General features: G+C 66.3%; 21 protein-coding genes and 1 tRNA gene. 11 read left to right on the top strand and 11 right to left on the bottom strand.

Annotation, left to right across the window (positions count from 1 at the left end; genetic code table 11):
* Nucleotides 1–73 precede the first annotated feature (73 nt).
* Complete coding sequence (locus tag AC6CIE_RS16095) at nucleotides 74–961, top strand: alpha/beta hydrolase (RefSeq protein ID WP_218342138.1); 888 nt, start codon at nucleotides 74–76, stop codon at nucleotides 959–961.
* Nucleotides 962–968: 7 nt separating this feature from the next.
* Here the strand turns inward: AC6CIE_RS16095 and AC6CIE_RS16090 are convergent, their stop codons facing one another.
* Nucleotides 969–1,430: a multidrug/biocide efflux PACE transporter gene (locus tag AC6CIE_RS16090; protein WP_175125384.1), complete on the bottom strand. Its 462-nt coding sequence runs from the start codon at nucleotides 1,428–1,430 to the stop codon at nucleotides 969–971.
* 110 nt (nucleotides 1,431–1,540) lie between these two features.
* Between AC6CIE_RS16090 and AC6CIE_RS16085 the strand changes: the two genes are divergently transcribed.
* The gene (locus tag AC6CIE_RS16085; RefSeq protein ID WP_239214316.1) at nucleotides 1,541–2,404 is read left to right on the top strand and encodes a LysR family transcriptional regulator; all 864 of its coding nucleotides are present in this window, start codon (nucleotides 1,541–1,543) and stop codon (nucleotides 2,402–2,404) included.
* On the opposite strand, the gene AC6CIE_RS16080 is transcribed toward AC6CIE_RS16085, so the two are convergent.
* The gene (locus AC6CIE_RS16080; protein WP_498092818.1) at nucleotides 2,391–3,257 is read right to left on the bottom strand and encodes a ChbG/HpnK family deacetylase; all 867 of its coding nucleotides are present in this window, start codon (nucleotides 3,255–3,257) and stop codon (nucleotides 2,391–2,393) included. The genes AC6CIE_RS16085 and AC6CIE_RS16080 overlap by 14 nt on opposite strands.
* Before the next feature lie 36 nt (nucleotides 3,258–3,293).
* Between AC6CIE_RS16080 and AC6CIE_RS16075 the strand changes: the two genes are divergently transcribed.
* Entirely contained in the window at nucleotides 3,294–3,689 is a 396-nt protein-coding gene (locus AC6CIE_RS16075) for a GtrA family protein (protein WP_175186381.1), read from the top strand.
* On the opposite strand, the gene AC6CIE_RS16070 is transcribed toward AC6CIE_RS16075, so the two are convergent.
* Together AC6CIE_RS16070 and AC6CIE_RS16065 are read right to left on the bottom strand one after the other, a co-directional pair.
* Complete coding sequence (locus AC6CIE_RS16070; protein ID WP_498092862.1) at nucleotides 3,649–5,232, bottom strand: ArnT family glycosyltransferase; 1,584 nt, start codon at nucleotides 5,230–5,232, stop codon at nucleotides 3,649–3,651. The genes AC6CIE_RS16075 and AC6CIE_RS16070 overlap by 41 nt on opposite strands.
* Before the next feature lie 2 nt (nucleotides 5,233–5,234).
* A complete protein-coding gene (locus AC6CIE_RS16065; RefSeq protein ID WP_175139075.1) occupies nucleotides 5,235–6,281 on the bottom strand; it encodes a glycosyltransferase family 2 protein in 1,047 nt (348 codons plus the stop codon).
* A gap of 150 nt (nucleotides 6,282–6,431) precedes the next feature.
* Between AC6CIE_RS16065 and AC6CIE_RS16060 the strand changes: the two genes are divergently transcribed.
* The 5 genes from AC6CIE_RS16060 (at nucleotide 6,432) to AC6CIE_RS16040 (ending at nucleotide 10,603) form a co-directional block, all read left to right on the top strand.
* Nucleotides 6,432–6,959 carry a GNAT family N-acetyltransferase gene (locus AC6CIE_RS16060; RefSeq protein ID WP_239214325.1) on the top strand — a complete coding sequence of 176 codons (528 nt, stop codon included), beginning with the start codon at nucleotides 6,432–6,434 and terminating at the stop codon, nucleotides 6,957–6,959.
* Nucleotides 6,960–7,115: 156 nt separating this feature from the next.
* The gene (gene gltS, locus AC6CIE_RS16055) at nucleotides 7,116–8,324 is read left to right on the top strand and encodes a sodium/glutamate symporter (protein ID WP_175186380.1); all 1,209 of its coding nucleotides are present in this window, start codon (nucleotides 7,116–7,118) and stop codon (nucleotides 8,322–8,324) included.
* A 2-nt stretch (nucleotides 8,325–8,326) separates the two neighbouring features.
* Nucleotides 8,327–9,823 carry a TAXI family TRAP transporter solute-binding subunit gene (locus AC6CIE_RS16050; RefSeq protein WP_498092815.1) on the top strand — a complete coding sequence of 499 codons (1,497 nt, stop codon included), beginning with the start codon at nucleotides 8,327–8,329 and terminating at the stop codon, nucleotides 9,821–9,823.
* Nucleotides 9,824–9,865: 42 nt separating this feature from the next.
* Nucleotides 9,866–10,132 (top strand): ribbon-helix-helix protein, CopG family, encoded by a 267-nt coding sequence (locus tag AC6CIE_RS16045; protein WP_175139078.1) that lies wholly within the window; start codon nucleotides 9,866–9,868, stop codon nucleotides 10,130–10,132.
* A 3-nt stretch (nucleotides 10,133–10,135) separates the two neighbouring features.
* Nucleotides 10,136–10,603, top strand: a complete 468-nt coding sequence (locus AC6CIE_RS16040; RefSeq protein WP_343738698.1) for a YaiI/YqxD family protein — start codon at nucleotides 10,136–10,138, stop codon at nucleotides 10,601–10,603.
* Between the two features lie 36 nt (nucleotides 10,604–10,639).
* Here the strand turns inward: AC6CIE_RS16040 and AC6CIE_RS16035 are convergent, their stop codons facing one another.
* Complete coding sequence (locus AC6CIE_RS16035; RefSeq protein ID WP_175125403.1) at nucleotides 10,640–10,807, bottom strand: hypothetical protein; 168 nt, start codon at nucleotides 10,805–10,807, stop codon at nucleotides 10,640–10,642.
* Between AC6CIE_RS16035 and AC6CIE_RS16030 the strand changes: the two genes are divergently transcribed.
* Nucleotides 10,796–11,137 (top strand): hypothetical protein, encoded by a 342-nt coding sequence (locus AC6CIE_RS16030; protein WP_498092812.1) that lies wholly within the window; start codon nucleotides 10,796–10,798, stop codon nucleotides 11,135–11,137. The two genes, AC6CIE_RS16035 and AC6CIE_RS16030, sit on opposite strands and share 12 nt — an antisense overlap.
* Here AC6CIE_RS16030 and AC6CIE_RS16025 read toward each other — a convergent pair.
* From AC6CIE_RS16025 to AC6CIE_RS16000, 6 genes are all read right to left on the bottom strand, one after another.
* Nucleotides 11,108–11,182 (bottom strand) — tRNA-Val (locus tag AC6CIE_RS16025). The genes AC6CIE_RS16030 and AC6CIE_RS16025 overlap by 30 nt on opposite strands.
* 61 nt (nucleotides 11,183–11,243) lie before the next feature.
* Nucleotides 11,244–11,969 carry a DNA polymerase III subunit epsilon gene (gene dnaQ / locus AC6CIE_RS16020; protein ID WP_175125405.1) on the bottom strand — a complete coding sequence of 242 codons (726 nt, stop codon included), beginning with the start codon at nucleotides 11,967–11,969 and terminating at the stop codon, nucleotides 11,244–11,246.
* Between the two features lie 44 nt (nucleotides 11,970–12,013).
* Nucleotides 12,014–15,112: an efflux RND transporter permease subunit gene (locus tag AC6CIE_RS16015; protein WP_218342152.1), complete on the bottom strand. Its 3,099-nt coding sequence runs from the start codon at nucleotides 15,110–15,112 to the stop codon at nucleotides 12,014–12,016.
* 30 nt (nucleotides 15,113–15,142) lie between these two features.
* Nucleotides 15,143–16,225, bottom strand: coding sequence for an efflux RND transporter periplasmic adaptor subunit (locus AC6CIE_RS16010; protein ID WP_175186377.1), 1,083 nt, complete (start codon nucleotides 16,223–16,225; stop codon nucleotides 15,143–15,145).
* A gap of 198 nt (nucleotides 16,226–16,423) precedes the next feature.
* On the bottom strand, nucleotides 16,424–16,885 hold the full coding sequence (gene rnhA / locus AC6CIE_RS16005; RefSeq protein ID WP_175139095.1) for a ribonuclease HI: 462 nt from the start codon (nucleotides 16,883–16,885) through the stop codon (nucleotides 16,424–16,426).
* Nucleotides 16,886–16,935: 50 nt separating this feature from the next.
* Entirely contained in the window at nucleotides 16,936–17,715 is a 780-nt protein-coding gene (locus AC6CIE_RS16000; RefSeq protein ID WP_175139096.1) for a class I SAM-dependent methyltransferase, read from the bottom strand.
* A gap of 19 nt (nucleotides 17,716–17,734) precedes the next feature.
* Between AC6CIE_RS16000 and gloB the strand changes: the two genes are divergently transcribed.
* Both gloB and AC6CIE_RS15990 read left to right on the top strand, forming a co-directional pair.
* The gene (gene gloB / locus AC6CIE_RS15995; RefSeq protein ID WP_239214306.1) at nucleotides 17,735–18,556 is read left to right on the top strand and encodes a hydroxyacylglutathione hydrolase; all 822 of its coding nucleotides are present in this window, start codon (nucleotides 17,735–17,737) and stop codon (nucleotides 18,554–18,556) included.
* Between the two features lie 7 nt (nucleotides 18,557–18,563).
* Entirely contained in the window at nucleotides 18,564–19,982 is a 1,419-nt protein-coding gene (locus AC6CIE_RS15990) for a transglycosylase SLT domain-containing protein (protein ID WP_175139097.1), read from the top strand.
* Nucleotides 19,983–20,071 lie beyond the last annotated feature (89 nt).

Below are 20,071 nucleotides of genomic sequence, written 5' to 3'. Positions count from 1 at the left end.
GACAAACTTCCGGCGCCCGCGCCGGAGTATGCTGATGCCGGAACCCGGCCCGACTTGCCGGGTCAGATCATTCATGCCCGCCCTGCCCCGACTCTCCGCCCGCCGCCTGTTTGCCGCCGCCGTGCTTGCCGCCGCCGGCGTGGTCGGCTGCTCCCAACTGGATTCCTGGCAGCGCCAGACCATTTTTTCGCCACAGTCCGAGCCGCAATCCTGGTGGCGGGACCCTGCCGCGGGAACGCAGGTCTACGACCTGACGCTCGACAACGGCGACAAGATCCGCGCCTGGTATCTGGCCAGCCCCAAAAAAGGCGCCCCCACCGTGCTGTATCTGCACGGCGCGCGCTGGAACCTGAATGGCAGCGCATTCCGCATCGATGGCTGGAGCCGCATGGGGTATTCCATACTGGCGATCGATTACCGCGGCTTCGGTGCGTCCACGCCGCGTCTGCCCTCTGAAGACAGCGCGCTAGAGGACGCCATGGCGGGACTGAAGGAACTGGCGCGCCTGCAGCCCGATCCGGCGCGCCGCTTTGTGTACGGACACAGCCTGGGCGGCGCAATTGCCATCGACCTGGCCTCACGTCCCGAGCAACCGGATTTCGCGGGCCTGATCGTGGAATCCAGTTTCACCAGCATCGGCGCCATGCTGGCCACGCTGCGCTGGGGCAACGTGCCCGGCGCCAGCCTGCTCGTCACGCAGCCGTTCGCATCCGTGGACAAGCTGGCCCAGTTGCACACGCCCATGCTGTTCATGCACGGCACGGCCGACCGCGTGGTGCCTCACACCATGAGCGACGAACTCTTTGCCGCTGCCCGCAACGTGGCGCCGGAATTGAAGCGGCTGGTGAAAATAGAAGGCGCCTCGCATTCGGGCGCCTTCCGCAGCGGCACGCAGTACGAGACCGCTGTCAGAACCTTCATGCAGGACGCCAGCCAGGCATACGAGCGCAAGAAGGGTTGAAGAGACGTCAGACGCCGGCGGCAGCGGCGCCGCTGCGGCGGGACAGCCACGCGATCACGCGGGGACGGCTGCGGTCGTACGCCAGGTTGTAGAAGAACGCGTAGGGCAGATAGAACAGCACCAGCGCGATGTCCAGCACGAAGGCTTCCCACAGGCTGATGCTGAGCCACCAGGCCGCCAGCGGAATCACGATCAGGATCAGGCCGAACTCGAAGCCGAACGCGTGCAGTACGCGGATGCGGAACGTACGGGTCCAGCCGAAGCGGTTTTCGACACGGTCGAAGCCAGCGTTGTAGATCATGTTCCAGACCAGCGCGATCCAGGCGATGACCGCGGTCAGCACGCCCATTTCGAACAGCGACTTGCCCATGGCCCACGCGGCCACGGGCGCACACAGGCCGATGGCGATAATCTCGAACAAGAAGGCGTGGATGAAACGTTCTTTTAGGGTTTTCTTGGCTTGGGTCATGACCCACCTGCGGTCGATTGCTGAAGAGTGACCGCATTGTCCGCGACATTTCCGGTACGAAAAAGATAATATCCATCGGAAAAACCGATACACCTACCGCCGGGCTACTTATGCGCCACTCACTCGAATCCCTCGCCGCCTTCGCCCAGGTCGCCTCTGAAGGCTCGTTCTCGGCTGCGGCCCGCAAGCTGGGCAAGAGCCAGTCCACCATCAGCGAGACCATCGCCAATCTCGAGGTGGACCTGAACGTCGCGCTGTTCGACCGCCGTCAGCGCCAGCCTTCCCTGACCGCCGCCGGCAAGGTGCTGCTGGGGCAGGCCTTGCAGGTGCTGGCCGCCAACGATCGCCTGAACCGCAGCGCCAGCCAGTTATCCGAAGGCCTGGAACCCCGGCTCACGGTCGTGCTGTCCGACACGTTCCAGTCGCGCACGTTCGAGGCCATGCTGAGCCAGATCGACGCGCGCTATCCGGCGCTGCGCTTCGAATGCCTGATCGCGGAATACGAGGATGTGGTGGCACTGGTGCAGCAGGGCCGCGCGCACGTCGGGCTGATGGCGGCGCAGGAAAGCTATCCGCCGGACGTCGCGCACGCGTGCCTGGCGGAACGCTCCGAAATCGTCCTGTGCGTGGGGCGCTCGCATCCGCTGGCTACTTTGCCGTCGGTCACGGCCGATCACCTGAAGACCGAACGCGAGCTGCGACTGAGCACCTACGAACTGGACGACAAGGAGGCCACGCCGGCCCATTCGACGTGGTCGGCGCCGGGCTATCTGATGCTGTTGGAAATGGCCAGCCTGGGCTTCGGCTGGACCGAGCTGCCGCGCTGGATGATCCAGCGCTTCGGCCGCGACCAGCTCGTGGAATTGAAGGTGCCGGGTTGGCCGCGCCACATCCATGTCGACGCGGTCTGGTCCACGCGCCGCGCGCTGGGACCAGCGGGCGCCTGGCTGCTGGAAAGCCTTACGCAGGGATAGCGCGCGCCGCCACGGGCAACACGGGCTCCGCGTGCGTCAATGCCAGGCGCGTGATGCTGACGCCATTGGCGCGCAGCCATTCACCCAGCTTCGGATCGGCCAGCACGTCGAATTCGGCGCGCCGCTGGCGAGCCATGGCGCTGCCCCGCTCGCTGCCCAGTGCCGGATGACACATGACGAGATCGCCTTCGCGCGCGTTGAACAGCCAGGTCTGCAAGAAGTGCGCGTAGCGGCGCTTGCCGCCGTCGAACGCATAGACGCCCAGCAGCCGCCTGTTGGTCCGCAAGCCGCTTGAACGGGCCTCGCGCACCAGCGCCGACGCCCCCAACGCGCCGATCACGCGCGCCTTCACCGACTCCCTCAGCGGCATCCCGCACTGCATGCCGGGCGCGGTCTGGCGCAGCCAGGGCGCCTGCGCGCGCGCCTGCGTGCCATAACGTCGCGCCATTAATGCCAGCAAGCGCTGGCGGATGCCGGGCAGCTGATGCACATGCTGGTGTCCATCCACATAGTCCGGCGCCCGGCCGAACGCCGCCTCGAACGCATCGAACTGCCGGACAAGCTGCGCCTCGACCCACGCCGCGTCGAGCAGGCCCGCGTAGGCCTTGAGGATCAGCGCGCCCAACGCGGGCATCGGTTCGGCGCCCGCGCGCAACGTTTCCGACAGATTCAGGTGCAGGCCGATGTCCACATCCAACGCGGCGAGCCGCGGCGCGTTGGCCGCGAAGGTGGGTCCCAGCGTCAGGCAACTGACCGCACTGACGCGCCCCATGCCGGCCAGCGCAATCATGCCCTCGTCGACATCCGCATTCATGCCAAAATCATCACCGCACACCACGACGCGTTTGCTCATCGCCGCCTCTCCGTCTTTCTGTCCGCCACATCCCACATGCGTGCCCTCATCCGGCAAATCAGCCTTTTCATCGCCGTCGGTTGCGCCGCCGCGGCAACGCATTGGGCCGTTGCCGTGGGCTGCGTCGAAGCGTTCGGCGCCCCCCCGCTGGCGGCCAACCTGATCGGCTGGATGGTCGCCTTCGTGGTGTCCTTCAGCGGCCATTACCGGCTCACGTTCCGACATTCGCCCATCCCCTGGACCGTAGCGGCCCGTCGTTTCCTTTTCATTTCAGCGATCGGCTTCTTGATCAATGAAACGGCCTACGCCTGGCTGTTGCACGCCACCGACGTGCCGTACGACACGCTGCTGGCGCTGATTCTGATCGGCCTGGCGTTCGCGACATTCATCGCTAGCCGGCTGTGGGCGTTCCGGCACAAAGCCGGTTCTTAAGCGCCGCGTCCGCCTGCAGTAACCACATTGCATGCCGGGCACTGGCGACGGCAGGCTTCACGCCTTGCAGCGGCGCGTAGACCGCGCCGTCGCCATGATTGCCCCACACCCAGAACTGCGAGCCCTCGGGCGCCGCGCACAAGCGGGCATTGAACTGGGCCGCGCTGACCAGCACCTGCGCCCCGGTGACCGGATCGAACTTGGCGGCGTCGTACAGTTCCTTGCGCCAGTTGTCGCGCACCGGCACTTCAGGATTGCGCCAGTCGTCCACGACCCACGTGGGCCGCGGCGCACGCGCGTACAGCGCCAGATCGAAGGGGTAGGCGTGCAGCGAGACAAAGGTGTCGTCCGGCCGCGCCTCCTGCCGCACCAGCGTGGCCAGCGGCGCGGCGCTGCCTCGGGCATTGAACGCCGCAACACCCACCGCGATGACGCAGATTCCCGCCGCGACGGCGGCGCTGATGCGCACCAGCCGCGGCGTCATCACGCCGGTCTGGCCACGCCACGCCGACAGGATGACCTCGGCCAGCAGAAAGGCCAGCGGCGCCAACGCCGGCAACACATAGCCGACCAGCTTGGAATGCGGCAATGAAAAGAACACCACCACCACGGCGAACCACACCGCCGCCAGGCGCCGCAGGCTGCGCGCGGGACCGGGTGCCCAGTAGGCGCGGCGCAGGATGCCGCCGCCCCACAATGACCACGGCAGGCTCAGGCCAGCCAGCACCGGCAGGTAGAACCAGAACGGCTGGGCGTTGTTGAAGCCGCTGGCGGCGAAGCGCTGGAAATGCTGATAGACGAAGAAATAGTCGTAGAAGCCGGGATACCGCACCTGCATCAGCACGAACCACGGCGCGGCGACGGCCACGAACACCAGCAGCGCCGGCGGCCAGAACAGTGCCGCCAGCCCGTGCCACCGCCGTTCCCAGACCAGCCAGAGCAGCAGGATGGCGCCCGGCAGCACCAACCCGATCAGCCCTTTGGCCAGCACGGCCAGCGCGGCCAGCGCCGCGGCAGCGACGGACATCCCGCGCGCCCCTTCCCCGCGTTCGACGCGCAGCGCGGTTTCAGCGGCGGCCAGGACGCACAGCGTGATGAGGCCCGCAACCAGCATATCCAGGTTGGCAAACTGCGCGCCCCCATAGAAGAACGGCATGGTGCAAAGCGCCAGCACGGTCAGCGTGGCGGCAAACGCATCGCGATGACGCCGCACGAAAACGTACAACCCGGCGGCAGCGCCCCAGGCGGCCAGCCAAGACGGCACGCGCGCCGCCCACGGATGCACGCCGAACACCGAGAACGACAGCTCGGTCAGCCAGTAGTACAGCGGCGGCTTGTGAAAGTAAGGCATGCCGTCCAGCAGCGGCACGGCGTGTGAGCCGCTGCGCAGCATGTCCCAGGCCACGCCGGCATAGCGCCCTTCATCGGGCAAGGTCAGCGGCCGCATCCACGCCAGCCAGGCCAGCCAGATGCCGACGGCCAGCAAGAACCGTCCTGTCGGCGGGGTCCATTCGGAGCGCGCCGGTGTGCTGTAGTCCGCCATCATCAGCCCTGCGCCTTGCCAGCGGGTCGGCCGCGGCTGCGCCGCACGACGAACAGCGGACGGCCCTTCACCTCGTCGAAGATGCGGGCCACGTATTCGCCCACCACGCCCAGCGAGATCAGATTGACGCCCGCAAAGAACAGCACCGCGGTGACGATGGTCGTCCACCCGGAGACAGCGTTGCCGGACATCAGGTAATCACCCACGAGAAAGGCCGCATAGGCCAGCGCCAGCACGGCAAACGCCACGCCCACCAGGCTGACCATGCGCAGCGGCCACGTCGTGAATGCCGTCAGGCCGTCAAGCGCCAGGCGAAAAAGGCGCAGCCCGCTATAGGTGCTGGTCCCGTGCATGCGCTCGTCCGGCGTGTAGGGCACGGCCTCGCCCTTGAAGCCGACCCAGGCATACAGGCCCTTCATGAAGCGGGTGCGCTCGGGCAGCGCGATCAGCGCATCGACCACGCTGCGGTCCATCAGCCGGAAGTCGCCGGCGTGCGCTGGCACCTGCACGCCGCGTGCGTTGCTGAGCAACTGATAAAACCAGCGCGCGCCCGAGCGCTTGAGCCAGGATTCGTCGGCGCGGTCGCGCCGCACGGCGTACACCATCTCGGCCCCCGCGGCCCATCGCGCCAACATCAGCTCGATCAACGCGGGCGGATGCTGCAGGTCGGCGTCCAGGCAGATGACCACGTTGCCGCTGGCGGCTTCCAGACCTGCGCTCAGCGCCGCCTCCTTGCCGAAATTGCGGGACAACTGCACGTGGCGAAAGCCTTCGTGCTCGGTCCATTCGGCCATCAGCGCGTCCGTGCCGTCGGTGCTGCCGTCGTCGGCCACGATGATCTCCCAGCTGGTGCACAGCGCGGAGAGCCGGTTGCGCAGCAGCGGCAGCAGCACGCGCAGGTTCTCGCACTCGTTCAGGCACGGAATCACGCAGGTGACGCGGATGTCATACGGCACGTCGGCGGCCTGCGGCGGCCACACGGACCTGAGCGGCAGGGATTTTGCCAGCACCTGCGGCGCTGGCGGGTCGGACCGGAACTGGATGTGCATGGGGTTCTGCAATGACGGAATACGGGACACGATGCGGTGCAGTATGCGCAGGGGCTCGTCGAATTTTCATGAAATGCCGGCCCGCGCCTGGCCGCTAAAATGACGGGCATCTCCAGTCTTCCGGTTGTCATGCAATACCAAGTCCGTCCCATGCGGGTCAGCGATGTGGACGCCATCCTGCAGGCCCAGGCCCTTGCCTATCCTCAGTTCCTGCTGGAAGGTGCCGGCTTCTTCCTGAACCGTCTCGCGCTTGCGCCGCAATACTGCTGGGTTGCCCAGCCCGGCACGCCAATGTCTTCGGGCGGGTTGCTGGGCTACCTGATTTCCTACCCGTGGGACGCGGGCCTGCCCCCCGCCCTGGACGTGCCGCTAGCCGCGCTGCCGGCGCGGGCCGATCACTGGTTTCTGCATGACTGCGCGGTCGTGCCGGCGGCGCAAGGCACGGGCGTGGGTCAGGCGCTGGTGGGCGCCGCCGCCGCAAGCGCCATGGACAACGGCCTGACGCGCGCCAGCCTGGTGTCGCTGGCATCGGCGGCCGGCTATTGGTTGCGTCATGGCTACGCGCCGCTCGCGCCGCAGACGCCGGGTCTGGCCGAAAAACTGGCGGGCTACGGCGAGGGCGCCAGTTACATGTCGCGCGACTTTCCCTTCCCGGCCGCACGCCCGTTGCGCGCCTGACGGCGTCCCCCACCCCGTGTACAGGTGCACTGGCCTGGACGTAAGATAGCTTCGCAGTCCGCGAACGATGCGGCGGAAGATGGCCTGAACAGCGGGCTTGAACATCGGGTTTGAACAGCTAGTCTTGCTGCGCCCCGGCGGGGCGCGAAGGTTCATATGATCTCCCTTTCGCCCGTCCAATCCCTCCTCGCCTGCTGCCTCGTGCTCGTCATCGGACGGGTCATGACCACGCGCATCGGCGTTCTCGCGCGCTACAGCATTCCGGACCCCATCGTAGGCGGCCTGCTGTTCGCCGTATTGGCCTATCTGTTGTCCACCTGGGGCGGCGTCGCCGTCTCGCTGGAGACCAGCATCAAGCCCACGCTGCTGCTGCTGTTCTTCGGCTGCATCGGGCTTACCGCCAACCTCAAGCTGCTGGCGCGCGGCGGGCCCCGTCTCATCGCCTTTCTCCTCGCGTTGATTCCGTTTCTGGTCCTGCAGAACGCCGTGGGGCTGGGCATGGCATGGCTGCTGGACATGCATCCGCTCATGGGCCTGCTGGGCGGCACGATCACGCTGGTGGGCGGTCACGGCACCGGCGCGGCCTACGCGACGCGCTTTGCCGACTTCAACAACATCCAGGACGTCATGCCGCTGGCCATGACGGCGGCGACGCTGGGACTGGTGCTGGGCGGCGTGGTGGGCGGCCCCGTGGCGGAATGGATCATGCGCCGCCACAAAGTGTCGGGCAGCCTGGACCACACCGCGGCCGAAGGCCACCAGGCCGCCGACCTGAATGAAACGCATCAGCCGCCCACCCCCGGTACGTTCATCCTGTCCATGACCGCCGCGTTCGTCTGCCTGGTCGTCGGCGGCATGCTGGCAGCGCTGGTGGAAGATGCCCCGGTCAGCCTGCCCAACTTCCTGTGGTGCCTTGCGACCGGGGTACTCATCCGCAATGCAGGGCCGCTGGTGGGCATCCGGCTCGACGATCGCGCCACCGACATCATCGGCACGATCTCGCTATCGCTGTTTCTGGGCATGACGATGATGACGCTGGACCTGTCCAGCGTCGCGCGCTTGGCCGGTCCGCTGGCGCTGATGCTGGCGGTGCAGACGCTGGTCTGCGCGCTGTATGCCGCCTGGGTGGTGTTCCGGCTGCTCAAGCGCGACTACGAGGCCGCCATCATGTCCGCGGCATTCTGCGGCTTCGCGCTGGGCGCCACCGCCACCGCCATCGCCAACATGCAGGCGCTCACGCGCCGCCACGGTCCGGCGCCGGAAGCCTTCATCGTGGTCCCCGTCACCGGGGCCTTCCTGGTGGACATCCTGAACGTGATCGTCCTGAGTTCGCTGATTTCCTTGCCGTTCGTGGGAGGGATGTAGCCATGTTCAAAAGACTCTTGATGGTCCTGCTGTGCGCGGTGCTGGCCGCGTGCGGCCGCGCGCCCGACGCGGACGCCCTGCGCGTGGACGTCACGCGCAGCCTGGATGCGACCTATGGGCAGGACCTGTTCCGCATCGCGGATCTCAAGCGCATGGGGTCGGCCACGGACAGCACCGCCCCGGCGGGCGAAACCCGGCGCGTCGTGTACTACGACATCGACCTGGAACTGACCCGCGACATTTCGCTGGGCGCATGGGATCAGCCCGGCGCGGCGTCGCTGGTGACGTTGCTGGGCGCCGGTCCGCGCAGCATCAGCGGCGTGAAGTCCGGCGGCAACAAGGCCGGCGATCGCATCATTGCCCACGCCAGCGCCATCTACCGCGAAGCGGACGGCGCGTGGAAGCTGGTGTCGCCCGCAGGCTTCAAGGCGGCCGAGGCGCCGTCACTGGATACCGGGGCGCCGCCGCCCGTCACGCGCCAGCTGCTGGACACGCTCGACCAGATCACCCACTCGGTAACCTACAGCGCGTCCAGTACGGCCCAGCATGTGGTCCAGCAGGAGCTGGAACGCTCGGTCGCGCGCATCAATGGCCGGCTTTCCCGGCTCCAGCAGGGTTATCCGTTGGCCGGCGGTCCGGACCGCGGCGAGTACCTGGCCTTTTCCCGCGCCCTGAGCGACGTGGCGCGCGCGCGCCAGATCCGGGTGTCGCCGCTCATCACCGGCGGCGGGGCCGACAACATCGCATTGCTGCGCAGCGGCGACGCCGTCGTCGGCCTGGCGCAGGCCGATACCGCGCAGATGGCCTACGAAGGCACGGGTCCCTTCGCGGGACAAGGGCCGTTTCCCGGCCTGCGCGCGCTGGGGAGTCTGTATCCGGAGATGGTCCATATCGTCGTGCGCGACGATCCCGCGATTCGCGGTGTGCGGGACCTGAAGGGCAAGACGATCGCGCTCGGTCCGGAAGGGTCGGCCGTGCGGGCCACATTGCAAACCGTGCTGGCGGCGCATGGCCTGCAGGCCGGGCGCGATTACCAAGTGTCCGACACCCAGTTTGTTGCCGCCCTGCCGCTGCTGCAATCCGGGGCGGTGGACGCCGCCGCCCAGGTGATCGGCGTGCCGGCCACGCCGCTGCGCGACGCGCTGATTCCCGCGCAGCTCAAGCTGCTGCCGCTCGACGCCGATGCGATCAAGACCCTCACGGCCGGCGACAGCGTGCTGATGCCGCTGGACATCGCGGCCGGCACGTATCCCAATCAGCAGGAACGCATCCCCACGGTGGGCGTGGCGGCGCTGATGCTGACCACCACCGACCTCACGCGCGACGAAGCGCTTGTGGTCGTGCGCGCGGTTTACCAGGCCGGCCAGGACCTGCTGGTGGCCGGGTCGACGCAGGGCTCGCAGGTATCGGCGGCCACCGCCCGGCTCGGCCTGAGCGTGCCGCTGCACGACGGCGCCGAGGAGGGAATCGCCCAACTGGAGCACGCCAAACCGCGCTGACGCGCGTTGCGTCTATGATGGCGCTCCCTATCAGGAATTCCGATGAACAAATTCGATCTTCAAAAGAACCAGGCCCTCAAGCTGGCCGGCCAGCTCAAGCAATCGGCGACGCCCGACCGCTTTGGCGCCTCGTCCCAAGTGCCCGACCGCCGCGAGCAGCGCAAGCTGGATCAGGCCGCCGGCCTGGTGCCCTTCCCGCTGAAGCTGTCGCAGGCGCAGGCCGACAAGCTGCGCGCCGCCGCTGCCGAACGCGGCGTATCGACCAACGACCTCGTGGCCGAGGCGCTCGAGAAAGCGCTGGGCAAGTGAGCGATGCACATCTGGGTCGACGCGGACGCCTGCCCCGCCGTCATCAAGGACATCCTGTTCCGCGCCGCGCAGCGCTGGCAGGTGCCTTTGACGCTGGTGGCCAACCAGGCGCTCTACACGCCGCCGTCGCCGCTGATCCGGGCCGTGCAGGTGCCGCGCGGCTTTGACGTGGCCGACGCGCATATCGTGGAGCGGGCGGAAAAAGGCGACCTGGTCATCACCGGCGACATTCCGCTGGCTGCGCAGGTGCTGGAAAAAGGCGCGATGGCGCTCAATCCCCGCGGCGAACGCTATTCGCCGGAAACCATCCGCGAACGGCTGGCGATGCGGGACATGATGGAAGAACTGCGCGCCAGCGGCGTGGACACGGGCGGCCCGTCGTCGTTCAGCCAGTCCGACCGCAAGGCGTTCGCGAACCAGCTCGACACGCTGCTCGCGCGGGTGGCCCGCCAGCAGGCGCAGAAAAGCTGAAAACCGCCGGCAGGGCCCGCGGTCAGTTATCAGCGGTCAATAGAAGGTGATGTATGCCTTGTAGATGATCGCGCCGATCGCGGTGACAAGGCCCAGGCCCATCAGGGTCATGCCGAGATTGCGGTCACGAAACCCGAAGCCGATCAACATGAGCGCCACGCCGGTGCAGATGATGATGAGCATGGTGTTGGTATGCGGACCCATGGCCTTCTCCTGTTTTGCTCGGCAGTCATTCGCCGTTTTATCGATGATAGACAGGCGTGGAACAGGCTTGGCGCAACCGAAAGCTGGCCGATTGCGACAGATCAGAAGAAGATTAATGAATCGAAAACAAAAAAGCCAACCGATGAAGGTTGGCTTTTTGCTTGGGCGTTACTGCCCGACATATTTACTGCCCAAAGTATTTATTGCCCGAATAACAAAACCGATATCGCTGAATTACTACTGCGAACCGGGCTTTGTCTTTTGGGGCTCTTCAAAGGCTGTGAAGCCCTAGAAGGTCTTTGGTGGGTAGTACTGGGTTCGAACCAGTGACCCCTGCCGTGTGAAGGCAGTGCTCTACCACTGAGCTAACCACCCCGAAAGAGGCGAAATAATAGCACGAATTTTTAAACGTGCGCAAGTCGCCTCGGGAAAACTTTCAAGCGGATGCCGCCACAGGCGCATCGAGCTTGCGCCAGATGCTCTCGCCGCCCACGCTCTTGTCCAGCGCAGCCACGTAAGCTTCGTGCTCGGCCAGCTCTTCGGCGTTGGCGTACAGCACCGGCAGCCCCGATGCGTCGAACTTTGCCAGCACCAGGCCATCGCTGCCGGTGCCCGCGTTGTCGTCCACGTCGATCAACAGCGCGTCCTGGCCGCGCGTCATCGCCAGCCAGACTTCGGCCAGAAGCTGCGAGTCGAGCAATGCGCCGTGCAGCGTACGGTGCGCGTTCGAGATGCCGAAGCGGTCGCACAGCGCGTCCAGCGAGTTGCGCTTGCCGGGGAACAGCGACCGGGCATGCAGCAGCGAGTCGGTGACGGTCTCGCAGAACTCGGTGATGGGACCGCGCCCGGTCTTGGCAAGCTCGGCGTTGAAGAACTTCACGTCGAACGCGGCGTTGTGCGCGATCAGCTCGGCGCCCTGGATGAACTTGACGAATTCGTCCGCAACCTCGGAAAAGCGCGGCTTGTCCGACAGGAACTCGGTGGTCAGCCCGTGCACCGCGAGTGCCTCGGGATCGCTGTCGCGGTCCGGATTCAGATAGATGTGCAGGTTGTTGCCCGTGGCCATCCGGTTGACGAGCTCCACGCAGCCGATTTCGACGATGCGATGACCCTGTGCAGGGTCCAGTCCGGTGGTTTCAGTGTCAAAGATGATCTGGCGCATAACGATTCCGACCCGTCGATTCCGACGGGTCTATTCCGAAGGGTTTATTCCGATGCTTGAGGCTGCGAGGCTGGCGGCGTGTGCGATTGATGCGCTTCGCTGCCGGACTCGCCTGCCTTCTTGCGTGCGGTGGCAATCAGCGTGTAGGCCACCGGCACGACGAACAAGGTCAGTAGTGTACCCAGCAACAGCCCGCCGACCAGAACCCAGCCGATCTGCTGCCGCGATTCCGCGCCCGCGCCGGTGGACAGCGCCAGAGGGACAGTACCCAGCACCATGGCGCCCGTCGTCATCAGAATGGGTCGCAGGCGCAGCACGCTGGCTTCGACCACGGCCTCGAACAGCTCCCTGCCCTCGTCGCGCAACTGATTCGTGAATTCCACGATCAGGATGCCGTGCTTGGTGATCAGGCCGACCAATGTAATAAGCCCGATCTGGCTGTAGATGGACAGCGTGCCGCCCGTCAGCCACAGCGCCAGCAATGCGCCCGTCATGGACAGCGGTACCGACAGCATGATGATGAACGGATTGCGCCAGCTTTCGAACTGCGCGGCCAGCACCAGATAAATGAACGCCAGCGCCATCGCGAACACCAGATAGATGCTGCCCGACGAATCGCGGAACTCGCGCGACTGGCCGTCCAGGTCCGTGATGATCGTGTTCGGCAGGACCTCGCGCGCCACCTGGTGCATGTGTTCCAGCACTTCGCCCAGCGCATAGCCGGGCGCGACAGCCGCGTCGATCTTCACGGCGCGCAGGCGGTTGAAGTGGTTGAGCGACTGCGGCGACACGCCTTCGTGCACGCCCAGCAGGTTGTCCAACTGGACCATGCTGCCGTCGCGCGCGCGCACATAGATGCCTGAAATGTCGGTGGGATTGGCGCGGTCGCGCGGCGTGACCTGCACGATCACGTCGTACTGCTCGCCTTCGTCCTTGTAGCGGGTGACCTGGCGGCCGCCCAGCATCGATTCCAGCGTGCGGCCCACGACGTCCACGTTGGCGCCCACGTCGGCCATCTTGTCTCGGTCCACACGCACGCGAAGCTCCGGGGTGTTCAGGCGCAGATCGGTGTCCAGGTTCAGCAGGCCGGGATACTTGCGCAGCTCGGTCAGGAAAATCTGGGTCAGCCGCGACAGCTCTTCGTACGAGGCCTGGCTCATGATGATGAACTCCACCGGTTTGGATCGGGCCGACTGGCCCAGCGATGGCGGATTGGTGGGAAAGGCGCGCACGCCCGGCAGCGACGCGAACTGCGGCTGCAACTGCTGCGTGATGGTCTGCTGCTTGCGCTCGCGTTCTTCCCAGGGCTTCAAGCGCAGGATCGCCGTGCCGTCCGTGACCGTGGGAAAGCCCACCGTGACCTGGCTGCCGCTGGCTTCCGGAATGTCGGCATAGAACTTCTCGATGCCCAGCATGCTGTCCAGCGTGTAGTTCAGGGTCGCGCCCTCGGGCGCGTTCACGATGCCGAACACCACGCCGCGGTCCTCGACCGGCGCCAGCTCGCTCTTGACCACCTTGAACAGCACGCCGCTGCCCGCGGCCACGGCCAGGCCGATCACCACGACGATCCAACGATGCCGCAGCGACGCGCCCAGCATGCGGCGATAGCCGTTGCTCATGCCGTTCAGCCAGCCTTCGATCAGGTTGTACCAGCGGCTATGGCTGGTCTCGTGCCGCAACAGCACGGAACACATCATGGGCGTGAGCGTCAGCGCCACGAAGCCCGACACCAGCACCGCGCCGGCCAGCGCCAGCGCGAACTCAATGAACAGCCGGCCGGTGCGCCCCGTGGCGAACGCCAGCGGCGCATACACGGTGACCAGCGTCATGGTCATGGCGACCACCGCAAAGCCGATTTCCTTGGAGCCGCGCAGCGCCGCTTCCTTGCGTGGCATCCCGTCCTCGATGTGGCGGTAGATGTTCTCCAGAACCACGATCGCGTCGTCCACCACCAGGCCGATCGCCAGCACCATGGCCAGCAGGGTCAGCGTGTTGATGGAAAAGCCGAACAGGTACATCAGCGCACACGCGCCCACCAGCGACACCGGGATGGTGACGATGGGAATGATGCTGGCGCGCAGGTTGCGCAGGAAGAAGAAGATCACCAGCACCACCAGCACGATGGCCTCGATGATGGTGTGGAACACGGAATCGATCGACCGCTCGATGAACACGGACGAGTCGTACGCGATGTTCAGCTTCATGCCGGCCGGCAGGGTCTCGTTCAGCCGGGCGACTTCCTGGCGCGCCGCCTTGGACAGTTCCAGCGGGTTGGCGGTGGACTGCCGCGTGACGCCGATGTTGATGGCGGGCTTGCCATTGAAGCGGGACAGGATGCGGTCATTGGCTGCCGCGATCTCAACCTTGGCCACGTCGCGCATCCGCACCGGATAGCCCTTCACGTTGGCGACGATCACGTCTTCAAATTGGGCCGGCGTCTGCAGGTCGGTCGCGGACACCACCGAGAATTCCCGCGCGCGCGATTCAATGCGCCCCGCCGGAATTTCCACGTTCTGGCTGCGCAGCGCGGCCTCGACGTCCTGCACCGTCAGGCCGTACGCGGCCAGCTTGTCGCGGTCGACGTAGATGCGCATGGACGGCAGCCGCTCGCCAAAGACGCGCACTTCCGCCGCCCCCGGCAGCACCGACAGACGGGTCTTGATATAGCGGTTGATGTAGTCGGACGTCTGGATGGCCGAGAACGATCCGGATTCCACCGCGATGTAGATGATGGGCTGGGAATCCGCCTCGACCTTGCCGATGATGGGCTCGTCGATCTCATCCGGCAGAAAGCGCCGCGCGCGCGAGACCTTGTCGCGGACTTCGGCCGCCGCGGCGTCCGGGTCGCGCGTCAGGTTGAACTTGATGTTGATCTGGCTGCGCTCTGACCGGCTGCGCGAGGTCATCACGTTGACGCCTTCGATGCCGGCCAGCTGGTCTTCCAGCGGCTTGGTCACCTGCGATTCGATCACCTCGGGTGAGGCGCCCTTGTACGTGGTGTCGACCGACACGATGGGTTCGTCGATCTTGGGGTATTCGCGCACCGTCAGGCGCGAATACGAGATCAGGCCGATCAGCACGATGATCAGCGACAGGACCGACGCGAACACCGGGCGCTTGATACAGGTTTCCGAGATACGCATGGCGCTATCGCTGAAAGGGTAAGGGGCCGGCTATTGGCCGTTGCCCACGATGGTCACGGGCGCGCCATCGGTCACGCGCTGCAGGCCCGAGACCACCAGCTGGTCGTTCAGGGCGACGCCGGTCAGGATCTCGACACGGCCCTCGCGGCGCTCGCCGATGGTCACTTCGCGCCGATGCGCCACGCCGTTCTCGACCCGGTAAACGTACTGCGTTTCGCCCGACGGCGATAGCGCGGCCTCGGGCGCGACCAGCGCCTTGTCCTCGTTGAACAGCAGTTGCACCCGCGCGAACATGCCGGGGCGCAGCACGCCGTCCTGGTTGGCCACGGTGGCGCGCAGCAGGATCGACCGGCCGCCCGCGTCGACCAGCGGGCTGACCGCGTAGACGAGTCCCCGGCGCTCCTGGCCGGGCAAGGCGTCCAGGCGCAGCGTCAGTTGCTGGCCGACCCGCACCTTGCTCAAGTACATCTCGGGCACGCGGAAATCCACCTTGAGCGGATCGATCGCCTCGAGCGGCGCCAGGTCCTGCCCCTGGTTCACGTAGTCGCCCACCGACACGCTGCGCAGGCCGACGATGCCCGCGAACGGCGCGGTAATCGTCATCTTGTCGAGCCGCGCCTGGGCCAGCGCCACGGCGGCCTCCTGCACCTTCAGCGTGCTGGCCGACTCGTCGCGCGCCTGCTGGCTGACGAAGCCCTTGCCCTGCAGCTCGACGGCGCGGCGGTAATGGCTTTGCGCCAGCGTGAGGTTCGCGCGCGCCTGCGCAAGTTCAGCGCGCGGCACCGAATCGTCCAGGCGGATGAGCAACTGACCCTGCTTGACGGGCTGGCCTTCTTTGAAATCAATGGCCTGGATGCGCCCGGCCACTTCGGGGCGCAGGACGACGGACTCATCGGAACGCAGGCTGCCCACTGCGGACAGGCCGCGTGCAAAGGGGATTTCCTGGACGGCGGCCACGGCCACGCGGGACGGCGCGGCGGGCGCGGCTTGAGATTTGGTGGTGACCGGGGCGGGAGCGGCGGACGGCGCCAGCCAGCGCGGCACAAACACGCCGAGCGCGGCCCCCGCGGCCAACCCTGCCGCGACGGCGGCCAGCAGTACAGCTTTTTTCATGCGCGAAAGTGGCGGTGTTGCGGCGCGGACCGGGCATGCCCCACTCGGACGTCGCCGCAGGAACTGGAGGAAGGGAAGGCACTTTAGCACCCGGATTTACATACTGGAACAATCCTGAAGCGCGATGAAAGAACTAAATCTGCCCTAGTGGGCCGATTTGAGGGTATTTCCGGATGCCGGCGGGGCGGCCGATTCCGGTCAGGCGCGGCGCGCGACGTCGACGCCCATGTTGGCAAGCTGGTCGGCGCGCTCGTTGCCGGGGTCGCCCGCGTGACCGCGAACCCAGCGCCACGACACCGTGTGCCGCTGCACCTGCTCATCCAGCGCCTGCCAGAGCTCGGCATTCTTGACCGGCTTTTTCTCGGCGGTGATCCAGCCGCGCCGTTTCCAGTTGGCCAGCCACTCGGTCATGCCCTTCATGACATATTGCGAGTCGGTGTGGATGGTGACGACGCACGGACGCTTGAGGGCGCGCAGGCCTTCAATGACCGCCAGCAGTTCCATCCGGTTGTTGGTGGTCTGGAGTTCGCCGCCATGCAGCGTCTTTTCGTGCGCGCCGGCGCGCATCAGCACGCCCCAGCCGCCGGGACCCGGATTGCCCTTGCAGGCGCCGTCGGTCCACATTTCCACTTTCTGATCGTTCGCTTTGTTGTCCTGCATGGTGCTGCGTGCGTGTCCTTGTTCTTGCAATGTGAGGCCGGCCCGGCCGTTCAGGAGGGGTCGAAGCCGTCGTCCGCCTGGCGGTTGACCACCACCGACGCCGCGCGTGCGCGCTTGGGTTTGGTCTTCCAGGCAGGCCCGATGATACGCATGCCGGTCACGCGCTTGACCGCCGAGACCATGTAGACCGCCCCGCCCAGGCTCCACCACCGGGCGCCGGCGGATTCCAGGAAGCCCCAGCGCTGCAGCCATTTTTCGCTGCGGCAGGCCGGCGCGTAGCAACCGAACTGGCTTTCATCGACCTCCAGCGACAGCAGCTTGAACCAGTCCTTGAGCCGCACCAGCGACACCTGGGACGACGGCGGCTGCGGCAGCCAGGGCTCCATGCCGGGCATGCGGGTGCGCGCGCCCCACATGCTCCAGGGATTGAACCCCGAAATGACCACCCGCCCCTCGGGCACCAGCACGCGCTCGACCTCGCGCAGCACGTTGTGGGGATCGGGCGTGAGTTCGAAGGTGTGCGGCAGGATCAGGAGATCGACGCTTTGCGATTCGAACGGCAGGGCCTCGGGCTCTGCGACGACCACGCGCGACTGCCAGCCGGGCATATTTTCCGGCGCAGGGGTCTCGGTGCCCACATAGCCCTTGAACGGCATCCGGTTCGCCCGCAACAGGTTCAGGTCGGCAAGGCCGACCTGCCAGGCGTAATATCCGAAGACATCCGCGACGGCCGCGTCGAACTGGGCCCGTTCCCAGGCCAGCACGTACTGGCCCGGCGGCGTCTGGAACCATTCGGCCAGTTCTACAATCGGCGGAGTTTCTTCTGCCACGTTTTTTCCTTCGAATCCCATGCAAGCCTTGACCGCCCCCGCAGGCGGCCGCGAACGCAACGCCGCGGTCTTGCCTTTGCCAGCCTTTTCCGACAACTACATCTGGGCAATCGTCCAGGACGGCCTGGCGGCTGTCGTGGACCCCGGCGAAGCCGGCCCCGTGTTGCAGTTCCTGGATCAGCATGGCTTGAAGCTGCGCGCCATTCTACTCACGCACCACCATGGCGACCATGTGGGCGGCGTGCTCGAATTGTCCCGCATCGAGGGCATCACCGTATATGGTCCGGCGCGCGAAAAGCTGCCGCGCTGCGACGTCCGTCTGGCCGAAGGCGACCGCGTGACGCTGCCGGAACTGGACCTGGACCTGACCGTGCTTGACGTCCCGGGCCACACCGCCGGGCACATCGCCTATGCCGGCCGCGCGGCCGGCGTCGAGCACGCGCTGTTCTGTGGCGACACGCTTTTCGCGGGGGGCTGTGGCCGGCTTTTCGAAGGCACCCCAGCGCAAATGTTTGATTCCTTGGAAAAATTTTCCGCTTTACCGCCGGATACAAAAGTTTTTTGCGCACACGAGTACACTCTAGCGAACCTTCGCTGGGCATCGGCCGTCGAACCGGCCAACCGCGACCTGCAAACGTGGCAACTGCGGGCCCAGCAATTACGCGCGGATGGTCACCCCACGCTTCCTTCGACCATCGGCCAGGAACGCGCGACCAATCCGTTCTTGCGCACGCAGCAGCCCGACGTCGTCCAGGCCGCCGCAAGCTGGGCCGGACGCCACCAGCAAACGCCGGTAGAGGTTTTTGCCTCCCTTCGTGAATGGAAGAACGATTTCAAGTGACCACCTGATGAATCTATCCCGACTCCTTCTGCCGCTCATGCTGGCAGTCCTCGCCGGTTGCGCAGGAACCAAAGCCCCCGATAGCAAGAACCTCACCACCAATTCCCAAGGCCGATACATCGCCCGGGACACTTCCCGCACGATCGACCTGACCAACCCGCCGGCCGACGCCTGGGACCGCATCCGCCGCGGTTTCGCGATCCCCAACCTGAATACCGACCTCTCCAAGCAGTGGACCGACTACTACGCGTCCCACCCCGAGGCGGTCCAGCGCATGGCGGAACGCGCAGGCAAATACCTGTACTTCATCGTCGACGAGATCAACCGCCGCGGTCTGCCGACCGAGCTCGCGCTGCTGCCCTTCGTGGAAAGCGCGTACAACCCGACGGCGCTGTCCCGCGCGCAGGCTTCGGGCCTGTGGCAGTTCGTGCCGGCCACGGGCCAGCATTTCAACCTGAAGCAGGACTGGTGGCGCGACGAGCGTCGCGATCCCATCGCCTCGACCAACGCGGCCCTGGACTACCTGGAAAAGCTGTTTGAAATGCAGGGCGACTGGTACCTCGCCCTGGCCTCGTACAACTGGGGCGAAGGCTCGGTGCAGCGTGCCATGGCCAAGAACGAGGCCGCCGGCCAGAACACCGACTACCTGTCGCTGAACATGCCGGACGAGACCCGCAACTACGTGCCCAAGCTGCAGGCCATCAAGAACATCATTGCGGATCCGCAGCGCTATGCCGTGGCCCTGCCGCCCGTGGGCAACACGCCGTACTTCGTGACGGTGCAGAAGAACAGCGACATCGACCTTGAAATCGCCGCCAAGCTGGCCGAAATGCCGCTGGACGAATTCAAGGCCCTGAACCCGTCCTTCAACCGCCCGGTCATCCGCGGCGACCACGGCCCCACCCTGCTGCTGCCGGCCGACCGCGTCGAAATCTTCAACGCCAACCTCACCAACTACAAAGGCGACCTGTCCGCCTGGAAGGTCTACCACTCCCGGCGCGGCGAGTCCTACGCGGCCATCGCCAAGCGCTTTGGCGTGTCCGAGGCTTCGCTGCGCGAGACCAACGACATCAGCCGCCGCCAGAAATCCGCGAACGGCCAGGCGCTGCTGGTGCCGGGCGACCCCGGCACGGGCGGCGTGCAGATCGCATCGCTGGCCCCGCCGGTCGGCGCGCTGGACGCGGCGCCGCAGGACAACAAGGCCGCCGCCCCGCGTGGCCGCACCACGCAGGCGCCCGCCGCCCGCGTTTCCAGCGCCCGCCCCAACGTCCGCAGCCACAAGGTCCGCCAGGGCGACACCCTGTTCTCGCTGGCCAAGCAATACGGCACCACGGTCGACGCGCTGCGCGCGCTCAACAACATCAAGGGCAGTGCCCTGAAGATCGGCACGCAGCTTCGCGTGCCGGGCACGAACGCGCGCGGGTAACCCCCGCCACAATCGCCGCACACTCGGCGCGACACCCCGGCGCGACACCCCGGCGCGGCACCCCGCAAGGGGGCCGCGCCGTCTCGCCC

The sequence above is a fragment of the Achromobacter sp. GQ309 genome, from assembly GCF_059759315.1.
The sequence above is the reverse complement of the archived record's forward strand: the minus strand, read 5'-3'. Positions and strand labels throughout refer to the sequence as shown.